This window comes from Variovorax sp. CCNWLW235, assembly GCF_037204085.1.
Classification (GTDB): Bacteria; Pseudomonadota; Gammaproteobacteria; order Burkholderiales; family Burkholderiaceae_C; genus Variovorax.
In genome coordinates, this window is sequence record NZ_JBBCBW010000026.1 from 42501 (window position 1) to 57952 (window position 15452).

Here is a 15452-nt window from a genome sequence, read left to right on the forward strand (position 1 = left end):
GCGCGCCAACTCTCCCGTGCGCTCGCTCAGCGGCGGCGAGCGCAACCGGCTGCTGCTGGCCCGCCTGTTCGCGCGCCCGGCCAACGTGCTGGTGCTCGACGAACCGACCAACGACCTGGACATCGACACCCTCGAGCTGCTCGAAGGCCTGCTGCAGGACTACGACGGAACCGTGTTCCTGGTCAGCCATGACCGCACCTTCCTCGACAACGTGGTGACCAGCACGATTGCCTTCGAAGGTGACGGCCGCTGGCGCGAGTACGAAGGCAGCGTGCAAGACTGGCTGATCCAGTCGAAGCGTGCCCGCGAGATTGCCGAACAGCGCCAAGCCGCCAGCCCTCCGCCGCCGGCCCCGGCTCCCGCCCCGGCACCGGCCTCAGCCGAGCCGGCCATCGCGCGCTCCACAGCTCCCCGCAAAAAGCTCAGCTACAAGGAGCAGCGCGAGCTCGAAGCCCTTCCGGCGCAGATCGAAGCGCTCGAAGCCGAGCAGAAACGCATCAGCGAAATGCTCGAACTCGACGGCGGCGCGATTTACGCCACGGATGCCTCGCGCGCCGCCGAACTGAGCCAGCGCCACGCCCAGATCGACGACGAACTGCTGGCCGCACTGGAACGCCAGGAAGAACTGTCCGCCGGACGCTAGTTCGTTAGTTCTACATAGAACCGTCACGCCGTCCCACGCAGGGACGGCGCCGACTGAGCTATATATGCGGCTCCAAATTCCCGGAAAGCCGCATGTCTTCCATCTTCGCGTTCTTCAGCCGGTCCGTCGTGCTCTTGGCCATCGTGCTGCAAGGCGCCTGCGCGCAACTGCCGCAGCACGTCGACCGGCCGGTGTCCACCGCGCTTCCCTCGCCGAGCGGCACCTCGCTGGAAGCCTTGGTCCAGCAGCGGCGAAAAGCCGATGCAGCACGCTTCGAGTCGGGCTTCCTGCTGCTCGGGGGCCCTCCCGCCGCCTACGGCAGCCGGCTTGCGCTGATCGAAGGTGCGCAGAAAACGCTCGACCTGCAGTACTACGCCATCCATGCCGACGCCAGCACCGGCCGATTGCTGCGCGGCATCCGGTCGGCAGCCCAGCGGGGCGTGCGCGTGCGCATCCTCCTAGACGATCTTCACAGCACCGGCCGCGATGCGCTGGTGCTGGGCCTTGCCTACGTGCCCAACATCGAGATGCGGCTGTTCAACCCGCTTGCGGGCGGGCGCCGCTCTTCTTTCGCGCGCATGCTCAATTCCGTCGGCGATGCCTCGCGCATCCAGCAGCGGATGCATAACAAGCTTTTTCTTGCCGACAACGTGCTCGGCGTGACCGGCGGCCGCAACCTGGGCGACGCCTATTTCGGCAATGCGCTGAAGGGCAACTTCATCGACGTCGACATCCTGGCGGCCGGCCCCATCGTGCAAGACCTGTCGCGCAGCTTCGACAGCTACTGGAACAACGAACGCGCCTATCCCGTGCAGTCGCTGGTCAAGCGCGAAGAATTGAAAGCCATCCGCGAGCGCGCGGAGCAGGCTGACCGCGAGTTGGCCGACGAATCGGCCCGGGCGCAAAACACGCCGCCAGCAACCAACGACGGCGAACCGAAACCCGGCGCGGCGCCCACTCCCGCGCAACTCGCCCGCGCCTGGGACGAGAAGCCGCTTGATCTGAAGACCGCCCGCTTCGTCTGGGCGCCCGCGGTCATGCTTGCCGACCAGCCCGGAAAGATTCCGGCCGACAAGGGCCCCGAGCAGACAAAAGCGCCCGGCCTGGTGGTAAGCCAGCCTGGCGACGCGGCGGGCTCATCGCGGCGCGCGGCATCGCTCCAGGCCAGCTCCGACATCGCCGCGGGCAGCGAGACGGTGGTCGAGGGCCTGCTGCAGTTGATCGGGCAGGCGCGCAGCGATCTGCTCATCATCTCGCCGTATTTCGTGCCCGGCCCCGACATGAAGCAAGCCTTCGCGGCAGCCCGCGGGCGCGGGGTTCGCATCCGGGTGCTGACCAATTCGCTCGCGTCGAACGATGCGCCCGTCGCACATGTCGGCTATGCGCGCCATCGCGAAGACTTGCTCAAGCTCGGCGTCGAGCTCTACGAACTGCGCAGCGAACAGGCCAGCGTCAGCAACGCCTTCGGCTCTTCCGGCAGCGGCAACCTGGGCGAGTCTCGCTCCATGCTGCACTCCAAGGTGCTGGTGATGGACGGCCGGCTGCTGGTGGTCGGATCGATGAACCTCGACTTGCGCTCGCAGTTGCAGAACACCGAAATCGCGCTTCTGGTGCGAAGCGCCGAGCTCTCCCGCGCAGCGTCCGAGCAGATCGAGCGCGGCATGCGTGAAGGCTCGTGGCGCGTCGAACTGAACGACGGTTCATTGCTCTGGCGGGCGCCCGAGGGCAGCGGCCTGAAGGACACCTCCACCGAGCCCGACGCCAGCCTGACCCTGCGCCTGCTGCTCAGGCTGTTCGGTCCGCTGGCGCCCGACCAGTTGTTGTAAGTGCCTTCCGCCGGGGCGCTGGCGCTCAGTGCTTGTGCTGATGAGCCGGCGCGGCCGCATCGGCACCTTCGGGCGCGCCCACCGGCAGCTTCAAATCGAGCGAGGTCTTCTGCCCCTTCGCATCTTCAAAGCGGAGCGTCACCGGGACGGTCGATCCCTTGGTCAACGGCTGCTTCAGGTCCATCATCATCACGTGGTAGCCGCCCGGTTTGAGCTCGACGGTCCGGCCCGCGGGAAGATCGAGACCGCCCGGCAGCTCGCGCATCTTCATGGTGTCGCCTTCCATCTTCATCTCGTGCACCTCGGCCACGCCGGCTGCCGGCGTCGCAATGCCGACGAGCTTGGTGCCCGTAGGCGCGGTGAGCTTCATGAAAGCACCCGTGCCGCTTTGGCCCGGCACCGATTGGCGCACCCAGGCGTCGCGCACGTCGACCGTGGCCACGCCCTGCGCCACCACGTCGAGCTTGGCGGCGGGCGTCTTGAGCCCCGCGGTCGAGCTGCCCGTTGCGGGCACTTCGGCCCAGTCGATGCTTCCCACGTCGCAGGTCTGCAGCACCTTGAACCACAGCGGTCCGGGCGTGCCGGGCACCTTGCCGCGCAGCACGAATTCAGCGCGTTCGCTGGCGGGCAGCGCAGTTTGCGCACTTTCGGCGGTCCAGCGAACTTCGCCGTCACCGGCGTTTTTCTGCACGTCGAGCTTCCAGCCCTTGCGCGCCTGCGCGTCGCTCAGAACAAATCCCTTGGGCAGGCGGACGGCCAGACCCGTGGTGGCCTTGGCGCCCTCGCAGGCGTGGCCCACGCGGAAGGCCGCGTTGTAGTCGCTGCCGACAGTCGCTCCGCCCCGTGGCAGGGTGACGTGGGCAAAGCCGGTGGTCGCGCTTGCCAGCATGGCACATGCGGCAACGGTCTTGAGGATGATGTGCGGGTGGTTCATTGAGGGAACTCCTTGAAGAAATCGGTAAAAAGAAACTCAGAGGTCGAACTTGAGCTCGGCCACGAAGGTGCGTTGCGTATAGGGATGAAAAGCCCAATACTTGTTGTTGTTCAGGTTGTCGATGCCCATGGCGGCGCTCCATTGCCGGTCGAAGCGGTAGCGGATGCGTGCGTCGACCACGAAGAACTTCGAAAAGCCCATGTACGCCGCGCCGTTCGCGTCGCTGTTGTCGAGCGTGCCGTACTGCCTGCCGCTGTAGCGTGCGCCCACCGTGTAGCTCCATTTCGCATCAGGCCGGTAGGTGGCGAGCAGCGTGGCACGCACCTTCGGCACGCGCGGCTGGTCGCGCCCCACACTCGCGGCAAAACCGTTGTTGGCGGCAATCTTCGAGCGGGTCAGCGTAAGGCTGCCGCCCAGGTCCAACCCCTTGATACCCACGTCCACCGCATTCAGCGCCACTTCCAGGCCCCGCGTGCGAATCGCATCGACGTTCTGAACCGTGTTCACCAGATTGGTGAGCGCCTGGCTGTAGAGCGCGTCTTTCGTGTTCTCGAAGAACAGCGAGGTGCGCAGCACGCCATCGACGCCCAAGCCCTTCAGGTCGCGCTCGGCGCTGAGCTCGGTGGTCCACGAGCGCTCCGGCCGCAGGTTCGGGTTGGTATTGACGATGCGGTTGCCTTCGATCGACCCCTGGTAGAGCTCGCTCACGGTCGGCATGCGCACCGCGCGCCCGGTCGAAGCCTTCAACAACCAGTCGGGCGTGGCCTGCCAGGCAATGGCCGCCTTGGGCGAGTCGTAGCTGTTCTTGCGCGGCGCAAAGTCGAGCAGCCTCGTCGCATTGCCGAGCTGGCCGCCGTAGGCTTCCCATCGCTCATGGCGCAGGCCGAGCGTGGTCTTCCATTTCTCGGCGAATCGCCAGGTGTCCTGCACATAGAGAGATTGCAATCGCGTGTTGCCGTTGAAGGCGGAAAACGGCGCCGCCACAGGCCCGCCGATCCAGTCGAGCGTGTTGCCGACGCTGGTACGCAGCCGCGCCGTGTCCTGCTGAAAGCCGAACTCGACCACATGGGCGCCCACGCCGTCGGCAGAACCGGTCGGCCGCCATGTGCCCGCGGCCTTGAAGGTATGCCAGCCAGAACCGCCCATGTCTGTGGTGCGCCCAGGGCCTCCGTTGAAGGCGCCCGGCAACGGCGTGGTCGGCGTGCGCGAGGTGTCGCTCGCATAGTCGAACAGGCTCGCGGCCACCTCCCAGTCGAACACACCGCCGGTATGGCTCTTGACCGAGAGGCCATGCATGTAGTGCGTGAGCGCGGTTTCCGTCGGCGCCAGCGCGGCGCTCGGCGCATCGAGGTTGTAGCTGCGCCCGCCTATGTTCACGCGCCCTGAATACACCGGCCGCCCGAGCGCGTCGCGCAGGTAGGTGTCGACGCTGCCGTGCGTCGTGTTGTTCCATGCGCCAAGGGTGTAGGTCGCGCGCACGGTGGGCGAGAAGTCGTAGGCCACCTTCAGCTTGGCCTGCTCCTGCGTGGTGTCGTAGATGGTCGAGCCGCCCACCAGCCACCATGGCTGGTTCGATGGGTTCAGCCCCAGCACCGCGCCCGTCACCGGTGTGCCCGCATTGCCCACCGTGCCGGCGCTCACCAGCCGGTTGCCGAACACCAGCGCCTGCCCTTTGCTATGGGTGCGCGACGCGCTGAGCCACCAGGACCAATTGCCGCTGCGGCTCCCCAGCGACAGGTCGAGCTGCTGCCCGGCCGGCGACGAGCGGCTGTTGTACAGGTCGAAATTCGAGGCAAAGCCGCTGAGCTTGACGTGCGCTTCGAGCCTGGTGGGCATGCGCGTCATGTAGTCGACGACGGCGCCGACCGAGTTGCCCGGGTAGGCGGCCGAGAACGGTCCGTACAACACGTCGACCCGCTCGATTTCTTCGGGCGACACCATGCCCCAGCGCGGCGCGTAGGTGGCGCCGTTGCCCAGCGGGTTCGACAGCATGATGCCGTCGGCAAACACCAGCGAGCGCGCGCTGTTGCCCGTGCCCGAAGCGCGCGTGGCAAGCACCGCATGATTGAAATCGCCGATGTAGCGCTTGCGCACCACAAGGCTGGGCAAATATTTGAGCGCGTCTTCGCTGTCGGTCGCGTTGACCGTTTCGGATATCTGCTCGCTCGTCACACCCTCGATGGTGGCGGGAATCTGCGTCGGCAGCGAGGTCGGGCGGCCGTCACTGACCGTGACGGTGCCGAGGGTGCGCACGCTGCCACCGCTCTCGGGCGGCTCGGGCGCGTCTTGCGCCCACAAGGGCGCGCCAAAGGGAAATGCCATGGCAATCGCCAAGGCGCGGGAATGCTTCTTCACTGGAAACCTGCTCCACGAACTTCAAGCCAGACAGACCGCACGCACCTGTCGATCGGCGCACGCGGCTACGGTTTTGAAAGCTTCAGGAGAAGGTGGGCGGCCCGCGCGCCGGCAATGGCGCGGCGGTGGCCGCGGCAAGGCGCGCGGCGGGAATGGACTGGACCACGCGGCCCAGCGGCAAGGGAAGATCGAAACCGGCGGGGTCCGCCGAAGGAGGCGGAGCGCCGGTCAGCACGCACAGCGGGCAGTCCATGTGCGAGGCGCCCATTTCCTGCACGCCGTCTTCGGTGTGGACCACCACCTTGACCGAGCCCACGCTCGAGCACACCAGCTCCACGGCCTGCGGATGCACGACCGGCGACGCCACCGCCACGCCGAGCGAGAGCACGAACCACAGCAGCACCCATCGGCCGACGAGGCCGAGGAAGCGGGGGTGGTTTCGCAGCAGGTGCATGGTGTTGGCGATTATCGGCGCTGTTTGGCCTTCGTGGCCGGCGCGCGCTGCGCAGGCTTGGCGCTGCCCTTGGAACCCTTGGCGCTGCTGCTCTTGGCGGCTTGGCTGCCACGCGCACCGCGGGCGTCACGGGTATTGCGGGCGCCCCGCGCATTCCGGCCTTCCGCCTTGGGCGGCGCGGCCGGTACCGCGAGCGGCGGCTGCGCGGACAGCGGTACGGCGGCGACCGTGAAACCCCGCGCCGCCAGCAGCGCAGGCAACCCCTGCGGGCCCACCATGTGCAGCGCCCCCACGGCCGCGAACACGCGCCGCCCACCCGCGTGCATGCGCTCGATGCCATCCGCGAGCCCCGGGTTGCGGTCGTCGAGCAGGCGCTTCATCAACCGCCGTTCGGCCGGCGTGTTGACGCAGTTGCACCATTCGGGATAGCGGCCCAGCTTGTCCACATCGCCACGGGCCCAGACTTCGGCCAGCTCTTTCATCTGCGTGCGCAACTGGCCGGATTCCAGTTCGTCCAGGGCGGCATCGATCTGTTCCGCCTCTTCGGCCTCGGAATCGCCCGTGAGCATCTTCAATTGGGAGGCCGCGCTTTCCAGCGCGAACACCGGCTTGCTGTTGTTCCGCGCCGAGACGGCCAGCGTTTCGTCAACGCCAAATTCCGGGTACAGGCCATCGGCGCGCGCCACCAGGCCCGCCAGTGCCGTGACCTGAAGAATGGGCTGCAGCCCCGCCATGGTTCCGGACGGCACGCAGGCCGCCTCGTTCTGGCGCGCCAGCCGCTGCGCACGCTCGCCGCTCAGCAGCCGCGCCACCAGGGCCGGGTCCGCCGGCTGAGTCATGGCACGCATGGTCGCCGGATCGCGCGCGTCGAGCTCCAGCGCGAGCGCGTCGCTTTGCTCCAGCGCCTTTTGCACGGTGGGGCCCGGCCGCACCCACTCGGCCCGGCCAAGATGAATGGTTCCGTAGAGCCACGAAGTCCGCCCGTCCCGGTCGGCGCGCCACAGCAGGCCCCGGTCGACCGCATTCCACTGGCCGACCGCCGAGCCCGGCTTGCCGAGGCTGGCAATGGCCGAAGGCGGGCAGGCGGCATGCGCCGCGGCTGCAAGAACCGAGCAGGCACCCGCCAGCGCAAGGCGCGGCAGGCAAGAAAAAAACCATGAACGCGCGGGCGCCTTCAAATCGAAATTGCGCCCGGGCGCAAAGAGGGTCCGGAGTATCCGCAAGGCTTGCTCCACGATGAAAGAAAGTCCGGCATTCTCACAGCACCGCTGCCCATAATCCGGAACCATGCAGAGCATCTTCCATCTTGCCTTTCACGTTCGCGACCTCGACGCGGCCCGCCGCTTCTACGGAAATGTGCTCGGCTGCGCCGAAGGCCGCAGCACCGACACCTGGGTCGACTTCGACTTTTTCGGCCACCAGATTTCCCTGCATCTTGGCGAACCCTTCGCCACCACGCGCACCGGCCAGGTCGGCAACGCCATGGTGCCCATGCCGCATTTCGGCATCGTGCTGGCATTGCCCGACTGGCAGGCGCTTGCAGAGCGGCTGAAAGCCGCCAACACCGACTTCGTGCTGGAACCCCAGGTGCGTTTCGAGGGGCAGCCGGGCGAGCAATGGACCATGTTTTTCTGCGATCCCTTCGGCAACCCGATCGAGGTCAAGGGATTCCGTTCGCTCGCCGCGCTGTACGACAAATGATTCGCCCGCGCGGGGCCGCAACGGCGGCCTTGTGGTTCTTCACCCTCTTCACTGCCGGCGGCGCGCATGCCGCGCTCGACTGCGAACTCAACGGCCACCGGGTGAACCCCTCCGAGGGCAGCACGCTCCTCGGTACGACGGGCCTCATGCGCTGCAAGGACCGGGCGACCGGCGAGCCGCAGCGCGAACAGCAGGTGCAGAACGGCGCCTTCACCGGCCTGGCGCGCTTCTATGAAAAAGGAAAGCTCGCCAGGGAACACATCCTCAACGCCGGTGGAAACATCCACGGCCTCGCCCGCGAGTACGGGCCCGAGGGGCAAGTCTTGCGCGAGGCCATTTACGACGACGGCCAGGAGCGCGGGCTGGTTCGCAGCTTTTACCCCGGGGGCCGGCTGCGCCGCGTCACTTTCTACCCGAGCACCGGAACCGACCGCGCCTTCGTCGAGTTCACCGAACGCGGCCAGCTGTCCGCGCTGCGCTGCGGCGAAACGCCCATGCTCGCGCCGGTGGCCGACGATGCCCGGCTGTGCGGCTTCACCGGCGGGCCCTCGCAGGTCCAGCTGTTCGACGCGCGCGGCTTCCTGCGTTCGCGGCTGTCGTACATGCTCGGCAAGCGCGTGCGGTCGCAGGACTTCTACGACAACGGCAAGCCCTCGGTGCAAGACGAGATCGCCGGCAACCAGCGCACCGAACGCCATTTTTCATCCGAAGGGGTGAAGCGCCGCGAAACGGTGTGGCTGCTGGTCGAACGCAGCGCGGTGCGGCAACGCGAGCAGGAGTTCTCCGAAAAGGGCTCGCTGATTCGCGACCAGCGCTGGAACCCCGCGGGCGAGCCGATGCGAGACGACAGCTACTACCTGCATGGCCAGCCCCGCAGCAAATCCGCCTACAGCGGCTCCGGCGATGCGCGCGCGGTCGAGATCACCGAGTTCTACGAGAGCGGCCAGCGTGCCGCGCACGGGCGCTACCGGGTGGCGGGCCGCGGCCGGCAAGTGCCGGTCGGCAAGCACCAGCGCTTCAGCGAAAAAGGAACGCTGCTCGCCGAATCGAGCTTCGATGCCAGGGGCCGCGTGACGCGCGAACGCAGCTGGGACGAAAACGGCGAGCTGCAACGCGACGAGCACGTTCTGGAAGACGGCTCCAGGAAATAGCCCGCCCGCTGCGAAGCGCGCGGCGAGCTCAGTCCAGCTTGATGCCGGCCTGCTTGATGATCGGGCCCCAGCGCTTCGACTCGGCCCGCGCCAGCGCTTCGAACTGCGACGGCGTGCCCGGCATGGCTTCCATGCCGAAATCGTCGAACCGCTTTTGTACCGCCGGCGTGCCGAACGCGCGGTTCAGCTCGCTGTTGAGCTTGGCCACCACGGCGGGCGGAAGGCCGGCCGGGCCAAGCACGCCCTGGAACGCGAACACCTCGGTATTGGGCACGCCCACTTCGGCCAGCGTCGGCACGTTGGGCAGCAGCTTGTTGCGGGCGCCGGAGCCAATGGCCAGCACGCGCACCTTGTTGCCCTGCATGATCGGCAGGCCCGAGGCCAGGTCCAGGAACATGCACGGCACCTGCCCACCCATCACGTCGGCCATGGCCGGGGCGGCGCCACGGTAGGGAATGTGCGTGATGAAGGTGCCGGTGCGAACCTTGAACATCTCCATGGCCAGGTGATGCGGCGAGCCGTTGCCCGGCGAGGCGTAGTTGACCTTGCCCGGATTGGCCTTCACATACGCCAGGAACTCCTTGAAGTTCTTGGCCGGAAAGTCCGGGTGCACCACCAGCGCCAGCGGAAACTTGCCGATCGCGCCGACGTAGGTGAAGTCTTTTTCGGGATTGAACGGCAGCTTGCCGAACAGGTGCTCGTTGAAGGCCAGCACGGCGTTGTCGGCCGACATCACGGTGTAGCCGTCCGGCTTGCTCTTGGCGACCAGGTCGGCGCCGATGTTGGTCGAGGCGCCGGGGCGGTTGTCGACAACGATCTGCTGGCCCAGCGTCTGGCGCATGGCCTCGGCCAGCGTGCGCGCAATCACGTCGGTGCCGCCGCCCGCGGGATAGGGCACCACCCACTTGATGAGTTGCGTGGGGTAGTCCTGCGCGCGGGCGAACGGGGTTGCGGCCATGGCGGCGCCCGAAGCGAGCGTGGCCAGAAGAGTGCGGCGGTCCATGTGGATCAGTCTCCGGTTTGTTGTGATTGGGTTGCGGACAGCGATGGTACGGGCAGCGCATGAAGTGCGTCGGCCAATGCGCGGCGGCAGCGCGCCTCGTCGCCGACCTGCTCGAACAGCAGCAGCGCGAGCCGCGCGAGAAGCAGCGATTCGCGCTCGGCGCCGGCTTCGGTGATGGCGCGCGCGCATTCCGCGTAGATGCGGTCCCGCGCGTCGGGGGCGAGCGATGTCGTCATGCGGCAATCTCCTTGATGGCGGCGGCGGCGCGGTGCAGCGCCTCGGCCAACGCGCCGCCCGGCAGGCGTTGCCAGCGCGCGGCCACATGGCCGTCGGGCCGCAGCAGATAGAAGGCGCCTTCGCGTGCGCCCAGCGCCTCGAACACCGCTGCGTCGGCATGTGCATCGGCGCCATCGATGCCAGGACCCGCAATGACGCGAACCGCGAACGGCAGATCGCCGCGCAGCGCCGCCGCCACCTCGTCTTCGGGCAACAAGGCGGTACCGGCTTTAGGCCGCAGCACGAGCAATGTGAAGACCGGAGCGATCCAGTCGGTCAGGTGCCCCTGTTCGAGCTGCTGCTCGGCCATCACCTCTCCGGGCAACGGGGCTGCCGGCAACACATCGCCTTCGCTGGACAGTGCCGAAGCCGCGTAGCGCACGGCTTGGGTCTGCCGCGGATTGATCAGTTGGGCAATGCCGCGATGCGCCTCCGACAGCGACAGCGCCGCTTCGCGCATCAGGTCGAAGCCGCGCGAAGGCGGCGACATGAATTCGGTGCTGCGCATCGCGTTCTCGGCATTGACGTGAAAGGCCTCGATGCGCTCCTGCGAATACGAGTCGAGCAACGCCGCGTCCGAAAGGCCGCGCGCCACGAACGCCAGCTTCCAGGCCAGGTTGTCGGCATCGTCGAAGCCCGAATTGAGGCCGCGCACGCCGAAGATGGGCATGGCGTGCGCCGCATTGCCGGCGAAAAGAACGCGGCCATGCCGGTAGCTTTCGAGCGTCATCGCGCCCGCGCGGTAGACCGAGGTCCACACCGTCTTCCACGGCAGGTGGCCTTCGCCGATGGCGCCCAGATGGCGCTGCACGAACTCGGCCACCGCGGCCGGCTTCAGCGCCTCTTCGGTGCTCTGGCCTGCACGCAGCTGGTAGTCGATGCGCCAGATGTCGTCGGGTTGGCGGTGCATCAGCACGGTCGATCCCGGGTTCCACGGCGGATCGAACCACGCGCGGCGCTCGGTCGGGTGCTCGCTGTGCAGTTCGATGTCGATGATGACGTAGCGGCCTTCGTAGCCCGTGCCCTCGAGCGAAAGCCCCAGCGACTTGCGCACGAAGCTCTGGCCGCCGTCGCAGGCCGCGAGCCACTGGCCTTGCATCCGGTAGGCGCCCTCTGCGTTGCGCACCTCCAGCGTCACGCCGTCTTCATCTTGCGCAATGCCGGCGAGTTCGGTGCCCCAGCGGATGTCGATGAGCCCCGGCGTCGCTTCGTTGCGGCGGAAGATTTCTTCCAGCAGATAGTGCTCGATGTAGTACTGCTCGAGGTTGATCATCGGCGGCAGCTTCTGCCGCTCGTCGTGCGGCATTTCGAAGCGGAACACCTCCGCCGTCTTATAGAAGCTGCGTCCGCCGGTCCACGGCAGGCCCTTGCCCATGAACGTCGGAAGCACGCCGAGCCGCTCCATGATTTCCAGGCTGCGGCGCGAGATGCAGGCCGCTCGGCTGCCCACGCACACCGTGTCGTCGGCCTCCAGCACCACGCAGCGCACGCCGTGGTTCGCGAGCCCCAGCGCCAGCGCCATGCCGACCGGTCCGCCGCCCGCAATCACCACCGGATGGCGGCCCGGCTCCACGCCGCCCTGCTCCAACGGCGGCGTCCACGACTTGTAGCGCGTGTAGTGAAAGGCACCGACCGAAGGCGGCAGCCCGGTCGCGCTGGGCATCGGCGGCACGGGGCCGCTTGCGGCATCGGCGGCAATGGCGCCGGAGGCGGGAGCGGGCGCCTCGGCCGCAATGGTGGGGTTCGTCATGCAGCGGGATTGTCCCGATGCGGGGCCACGTCCGCTGTCATAACTTTGTACGACGTATTTACCCTGAGTCTGGTCTGCTCCCATGAGACGCTGGCGCATTCAACCCGCTGCCGACACCGCGCTGTCCGCGGCCATCGTCCGCGACGTGCTGGCGGGCATCGGCACGCCGCATCTCGCAGCCAACTGCCTCTCGGCCATGCACCGGGTGATGCCCGTGACCTTCTGCACCGTGTTCGCGGTCGATGCCACCGGCCGCATCGAGGCCGTGTCGGCGGCCAGCAGCTACGGCACCACGGCCGAGCGCACCGCCGAGCGCTATGTGGCGCAGCGCTTCGACCTGCTCGATCCCAACATGATTTGGCTCGCCAAGCGCAAGCTGCCCAAGCGCGCTCAGCTGTGGCTGGGCCACCAGCGCGCCGAGGAGGTGGCCGACCCCGCTTACCGCGCGGCCTGCTACGGCGACGTGGGCATTCGCGAACGTGCCTCGGTGCTGCTGCTCACACCCACCGGCCAGCGCGTGGCGGTGAGCTTCTACCGCAGCCTCGCGCAGGCCGAGTTCGACGAACGCGACTTTGCGGCGATCGAGAGCCACGCCACCCTGCTGGCCGAGGCCACGATGGCCCATGGCCGCGGCACGGTGGCGGCAGGGGGTACGGTGGTGCCCTCCCTGGCTTCGCGCCTGCTGACCTTGAGCCTGCGGGAGCGCGAGGTCATCGGCCACCTGATGGCCGGCAGCACCGCCAAGCAGGCGGCGCGAGAAATCGGCATCGAACTGACAACCGTGCGCACTCATCAGTACCGCGCGTTTCGGCGGCTGGGCATACGCACGCAGAAGGAGCTGCTGCGCGCGGCGGCCCCCTGAGTCTTGCCGCCTCCGTGCGCCTAGGGCCTAGTCTTCGGCTGTATCGGCAGACTGATCGGCCTGCGAATTCACCAGCGACACCGGCGCCACCTTCGGCCGCCCCGCCACCGACACCACCTCCTGGTCGATCGCGCCGAACAGCGAGCGGCCGTCGAGCCCCTTCATCTCGATGCGGATCGTGTCGCCGAACTTCATGAACTCGGTCGCCGGCTCGCCGCCCTGGATGGTTTCGATGCAGCGCTTTTCGGCAATGCACGAATAGCCTTTGGGCCAGTCCATGCGGCCGTTCTTTTCCACGCCCTTGTTGCTCACCGTGCCGCTGCCGACGATGCTGCCGGCGCGCACGTTGCGCGTCTTGGCGATGTGGGCGATGAGCTGGCCGAAGTGAAAAGTCATCTCCGGCCCGGCGTCGCACATGCCGACCTTGCGGCCGTTCCAGCTGCTTTGCAGCGTGAGGTGCACGCGGCCGTTCTGCCAGGCCTCGCCAATTTCGTCGAGCGTCACGGCCACGGGGCTGAAGGCGGTGGCGGGCTTGCTCTGGAAAAAGCCGAAGCCCTTGGCCAGCTCGGCCGGAATCAGGTTGCGCAGGCTCACGTCGTTGGCCAGCATCACCAAGCGGATGCCGTCGAGCGCCTGGTCGGGCGTGGCGCCCATCTTCACGTCGCCGGTAATCACCGCAATCTCGGCTTCGAAGTCGATGCCCATGGCTTCGCTCGGCACCACGATGTCGTCGGTCGGGCCCAGGAAGTCATCGCTGCCGCCCTGGTACATCAGCGGGTCCTGATAGAAGCTTTCAGGCACTTCGGCGTTGCGCGCCTTGCGCACCAGCTCGACGTGGTTCAGGTACGCAGAGCCGTCGGCCCACTGGTAGGCGCGCGGCAGCGGCGCCATGCACATCGAGGGATCGAACGGAAAAGAGTGACGTGCGCGGCCGTTGTTGACGGCGTCGTACAGGTCCTGCAGCTGCGGGCTCATGAAGCCCCAGTCGTCCAGCACCTGCTGCAGCCGGCTGGCAATACCGGTGGCGTAGTGGGCGAGCGTGAGGTCGCGCGAGACGACGACGAGCTGGCCGTCGCGTGAGCCGTCCTTCAGGGTGGCGAGTTTCATGGTGGCAAATGCGTGATGAAGGACACGGCGCGAACACGAGGGCCGGCGCCGCGCCCACTAAACTGGGTGGACGGGCGGCAGTGTACCGAGGTGCTCTTGGTGAACCTCGGCGCCGGCGCTCACTCCACACCTCATGCCGACGCTCGCCGCCTCCCCGTTCCCACCCCTTGCGCCACCGGCACGTCCGTCGTGGCGGGCGTTGGCCGGGCTGACGCTGGCGATGGGGCTGGTTCATGTTCTGCTGCTGGGGCTGGCGCCCACGGCTATCGGCCCCGATCCCTCGCCGCTTGCGAACAAGTTCACCACCCGGACCATCGTGATCGCGCCGCCCGCACCGGAAAAGCCGGCCGCGCCCGCTGCCGCGGCAGCCGCCCCAGCCGAGGCCAAGCCGTCGCCGCCCGCAAAACCCCGCCGGCCGCGCGAGCCTTCCGTGCCCAAGCCGGCGACGGCGGCACCCGAACCCATGCCAGTGCCGGCGCCCCAGGTTTTCGAAGAACCTCCGCCAGAAACGCGTGCTCTCACGGCGCAGAACGCTATCGATTCAGGAGCAACCACTCCTGAGCCGCCGACAAGCGCCCCGGCAGGTGCTGCGCTGGGCGGCGCGGGCAGCACAAGCAACGCCGGCATCGGGGACGGCGGAGCCGCAGGCGCCGCCAGTGCCACTGCCGGCAACGTCGTCGGCTCGGAGGCGCTCCGCATTCCCGGCTCGGTCAAGCTCGCCTTCGCGGTCACGGGCCAGCAGGGCGCTTCGCCGATGCAGGGCGTTTTCGGCGACCTGGCCTGGCTGCAGGACGGCAGCAGCTACGACGCGCGGCTGTCGCTCAAATTCCTGTTCAGGACGATCCGCAGCCAGCACAGCACCGGGAAGATCGGCCCTACCGGCATCGAACCGGACCGCTTTTCCGAGGCCCGCAAGGGCGAGGTGGCTTCGCACTTCCTGCGCGACCAGGGCCAGGTGATGTTCAGCAACAACGCCCCCAGCGTGCCCTTGCTGCCCGGCGCGCAAGACCGGCTCAGCGTGGTGATGCAGCTCGGCGGCATGCTGGCGGGCGACCCGGGACGCTACCCGGCCGGCAGCCGCATTTCCATCCAGACCGTCGGCCCGCGGGATGCCGGCGTCTGGGTCTTCAACATCGAAGGCGAAGAGCAGATGACCGTTCCGGCCGGCGACTTTGCGGCGCGCAAGCTCACGCGCAGCCCCCGGCGCGAGTTCGACGACAAGATCGAAATCTGGCTGGCGCCGGCCCTTGGCTACCTGCCGGTGCGGATGAAACAGACACAGGCCAACGGCGACTTTGCCGACATGCAGTTGCGCGAATCCCTTCCGGCGGGGCCCTCGAACTAGCGCGAAAGTGGAGGAAACAGGCATAGAAATTAATGCGTTTTCTCT

Annotated in this window: 14 protein-coding genes (1 of these 14 only partly in view); 6 read left to right on the forward strand and 8 right to left on the reverse strand. The window is 67.7% G+C overall.

Annotated features, from left to right (window positions below; genetic code table 11):
• Together V9L21_RS22735 and V9L21_RS22740 are read left to right on the forward strand one after the other, a co-directional pair.
• Positions 1–643: the 3' portion of an ATP-binding cassette domain-containing protein gene (locus tag V9L21_RS22735; protein WP_337315121.1), read on the forward strand. Its footprint begins 1265 nt before the window's first position; 643 of the gene's 1908 nt are visible here — the last part of the coding sequence; its start codon lies off the left edge, out of view; the stop codon is at positions 641–643.
• 92 nt (positions 644–735) lie between these two features.
• Positions 736–2469, forward strand: coding sequence for a phospholipase D family protein (locus tag V9L21_RS22740; protein WP_337315122.1), 1734 nt, complete (start codon positions 736–738; stop codon positions 2467–2469).
• A gap of 25 nt (positions 2470–2494) precedes the next feature.
• On the opposite strand, the gene V9L21_RS26395 is transcribed toward V9L21_RS22740, so the two are convergent.
• The 4 genes from V9L21_RS26395 to V9L21_RS22765 all read right to left on the reverse strand — a co-directional run bounded on the left by V9L21_RS26395 (position 2495) and on the right by V9L21_RS22765 (position 7435).
• Positions 2495–3403 (reverse strand): copper chaperone PCu(A)C, encoded by a 909-nt coding sequence (locus V9L21_RS26395; RefSeq protein ID WP_443305435.1) that lies wholly within the window; start codon positions 3401–3403, stop codon positions 2495–2497.
• A 36-nt stretch (positions 3404–3439) separates the two neighbouring features.
• A complete protein-coding gene (locus V9L21_RS22755) occupies positions 3440–5725 on the reverse strand; it encodes a TonB-dependent receptor (RefSeq protein ID WP_337315143.1) in 2286 nt (761 codons plus the stop codon).
• A 115-nt stretch (positions 5726–5840) separates the two neighbouring features.
• The gene (locus V9L21_RS22760; RefSeq protein ID WP_337315123.1) at positions 5841–6212 is read right to left on the reverse strand and encodes a DUF2946 family protein; all 372 of its coding nucleotides are present in this window, start codon (positions 6210–6212) and stop codon (positions 5841–5843) included.
• An 11-nt stretch (positions 6213–6223) separates the two neighbouring features.
• Positions 6224–7435, reverse strand: coding sequence for a TraB/GumN family protein (locus V9L21_RS22765; RefSeq protein ID WP_337315124.1), 1212 nt, complete (start codon positions 7433–7435; stop codon positions 6224–6226).
• A gap of 64 nt (positions 7436–7499) precedes the next feature.
• On the opposite strand from V9L21_RS22765, the gene V9L21_RS22770 reads away from it, so the two are divergent.
• The gene (locus V9L21_RS22770; protein ID WP_126748294.1) at positions 7500–7913 is read left to right on the forward strand and encodes a VOC family protein; all 414 of its coding nucleotides are present in this window, start codon (positions 7500–7502) and stop codon (positions 7911–7913) included.
• Positions 7910–9064, forward strand: coding sequence for a toxin-antitoxin system YwqK family antitoxin (locus V9L21_RS22775; RefSeq protein WP_337315125.1), 1155 nt, complete (start codon positions 7910–7912; stop codon positions 9062–9064). The genes V9L21_RS22770 and V9L21_RS22775 overlap by 4 nt, the downstream gene beginning before the upstream one ends.
• 28 nt (positions 9065–9092) lie before the next feature.
• Here V9L21_RS22775 and V9L21_RS22780 read toward each other — a convergent pair whose 3' ends face one another.
• The 3 genes from V9L21_RS22780 to V9L21_RS22790 are packed head-to-tail and all read right to left on the reverse strand — an operon-like array spanning position 9093 to position 12093.
• Positions 9093–10067 carry a Bug family tripartite tricarboxylate transporter substrate binding protein gene (locus tag V9L21_RS22780; RefSeq protein WP_337315126.1) on the reverse strand — a complete coding sequence of 325 codons (975 nt, stop codon included), beginning with the start codon at positions 10065–10067 and terminating at the stop codon, positions 9093–9095.
• Positions 10068–10072: 5 nt separating this feature from the next.
• Complete coding sequence (locus tag V9L21_RS22785) at positions 10073–10303, reverse strand: hypothetical protein (protein WP_337315127.1); 231 nt, start codon at positions 10301–10303, stop codon at positions 10073–10075.
• Positions 10300–12093, reverse strand: a complete 1794-nt coding sequence (locus tag V9L21_RS22790; protein WP_337315128.1) for an FAD-dependent monooxygenase — start codon at positions 12091–12093, stop codon at positions 10300–10302. Before V9L21_RS22790 ends, V9L21_RS22785 begins: the two co-directional genes overlap by 4 nt.
• A gap of 82 nt (positions 12094–12175) precedes the next feature.
• Here V9L21_RS22790 and V9L21_RS22795 point away from each other — a divergent pair, with 82 nt between their 5' ends.
• Positions 12176–12955: a helix-turn-helix transcriptional regulator gene (locus tag V9L21_RS22795; RefSeq protein ID WP_337315129.1), complete on the forward strand. Its 780-nt coding sequence runs from the start codon at positions 12176–12178 to the stop codon at positions 12953–12955.
• A 27-nt stretch (positions 12956–12982) separates the two neighbouring features.
• On the opposite strand, the gene V9L21_RS22800 is transcribed toward V9L21_RS22795, so the two are convergent.
• Entirely contained in the window at positions 12983–14062 is a 1080-nt protein-coding gene (locus V9L21_RS22800) for a fumarylacetoacetate hydrolase family protein (protein ID WP_337315130.1), read from the reverse strand.
• A 133-nt stretch (positions 14063–14195) separates the two neighbouring features.
• On the opposite strand from V9L21_RS22800, the gene V9L21_RS22805 reads away from it, so the two are divergent.
• On the forward strand, positions 14196–15407 hold the full coding sequence (locus V9L21_RS22805) for a DUF3108 domain-containing protein (RefSeq protein ID WP_337315131.1): 1212 nt from the start codon (positions 14196–14198) through the stop codon (positions 15405–15407).
• The last annotated feature ends 45 nt before the right edge of the window (positions 15408–15452 follow it).

Coding starts and splice junctions, on each gene's coding strand:
- V9L21_RS22785 (WP_337315127.1), bottom strand. CDS start 10,303: ATGACGACATCGCTCGCCCCCGACGCGCGGGACCGCATCTACGCGGAA.
- V9L21_RS22755 (WP_337315143.1), bottom strand. CDS start 5,725: ATGGCATTTCCCTTTGGCGCGCCCTTGTGGGCGCAAGACGCGCCCGAG.
- V9L21_RS22780 (WP_337315126.1), bottom strand. CDS start 10,067: ATGGACCGCCGCACTCTTCTGGCCACGCTCGCTTCGGGCGCCGCCATG.
- V9L21_RS22760 (WP_337315123.1), bottom strand. CDS start 6,212: ATGCACCTGCTGCGAAACCACCCCCGCTTCCTCGGCCTCGTCGGCCGA.
- V9L21_RS22740 (WP_337315122.1), top strand. CDS start 736: ATGTCTTCCATCTTCGCGTTCTTCAGCCGGTCCGTCGTGCTCTTGGCC.
- V9L21_RS22770 (WP_126748294.1), top strand. CDS start 7,500: ATGCAGAGCATCTTCCATCTTGCCTTTCACGTTCGCGACCTCGACGCG.
- V9L21_RS22805 (WP_337315131.1), top strand. CDS start 14,196: ATGCCGACGCTCGCCGCCTCCCCGTTCCCACCCCTTGCGCCACCGGCA.
- V9L21_RS22795 (WP_337315129.1), top strand. CDS start 12,176: ATGAGACGCTGGCGCATTCAACCCGCTGCCGACACCGCGCTGTCCGCG.
- V9L21_RS22790 (WP_337315128.1), bottom strand. CDS start 12,093: ATGACGAACCCCACCATTGCGGCCGAGGCGCCCGCTCCCGCCTCCGGC.
- V9L21_RS22800 (WP_337315130.1), bottom strand. CDS start 14,062: ATGAAACTCGCCACCCTGAAGGACGGCTCACGCGACGGCCAGCTCGTC.
- V9L21_RS22775 (WP_337315125.1), top strand. CDS start 7,910: ATGATTCGCCCGCGCGGGGCCGCAACGGCGGCCTTGTGGTTCTTCACC.
- V9L21_RS26395 (WP_443305435.1), bottom strand. CDS start 3,403: ATGAACCACCCGCACATCATCCTCAAGACCGTTGCCGCATGTGCCATG.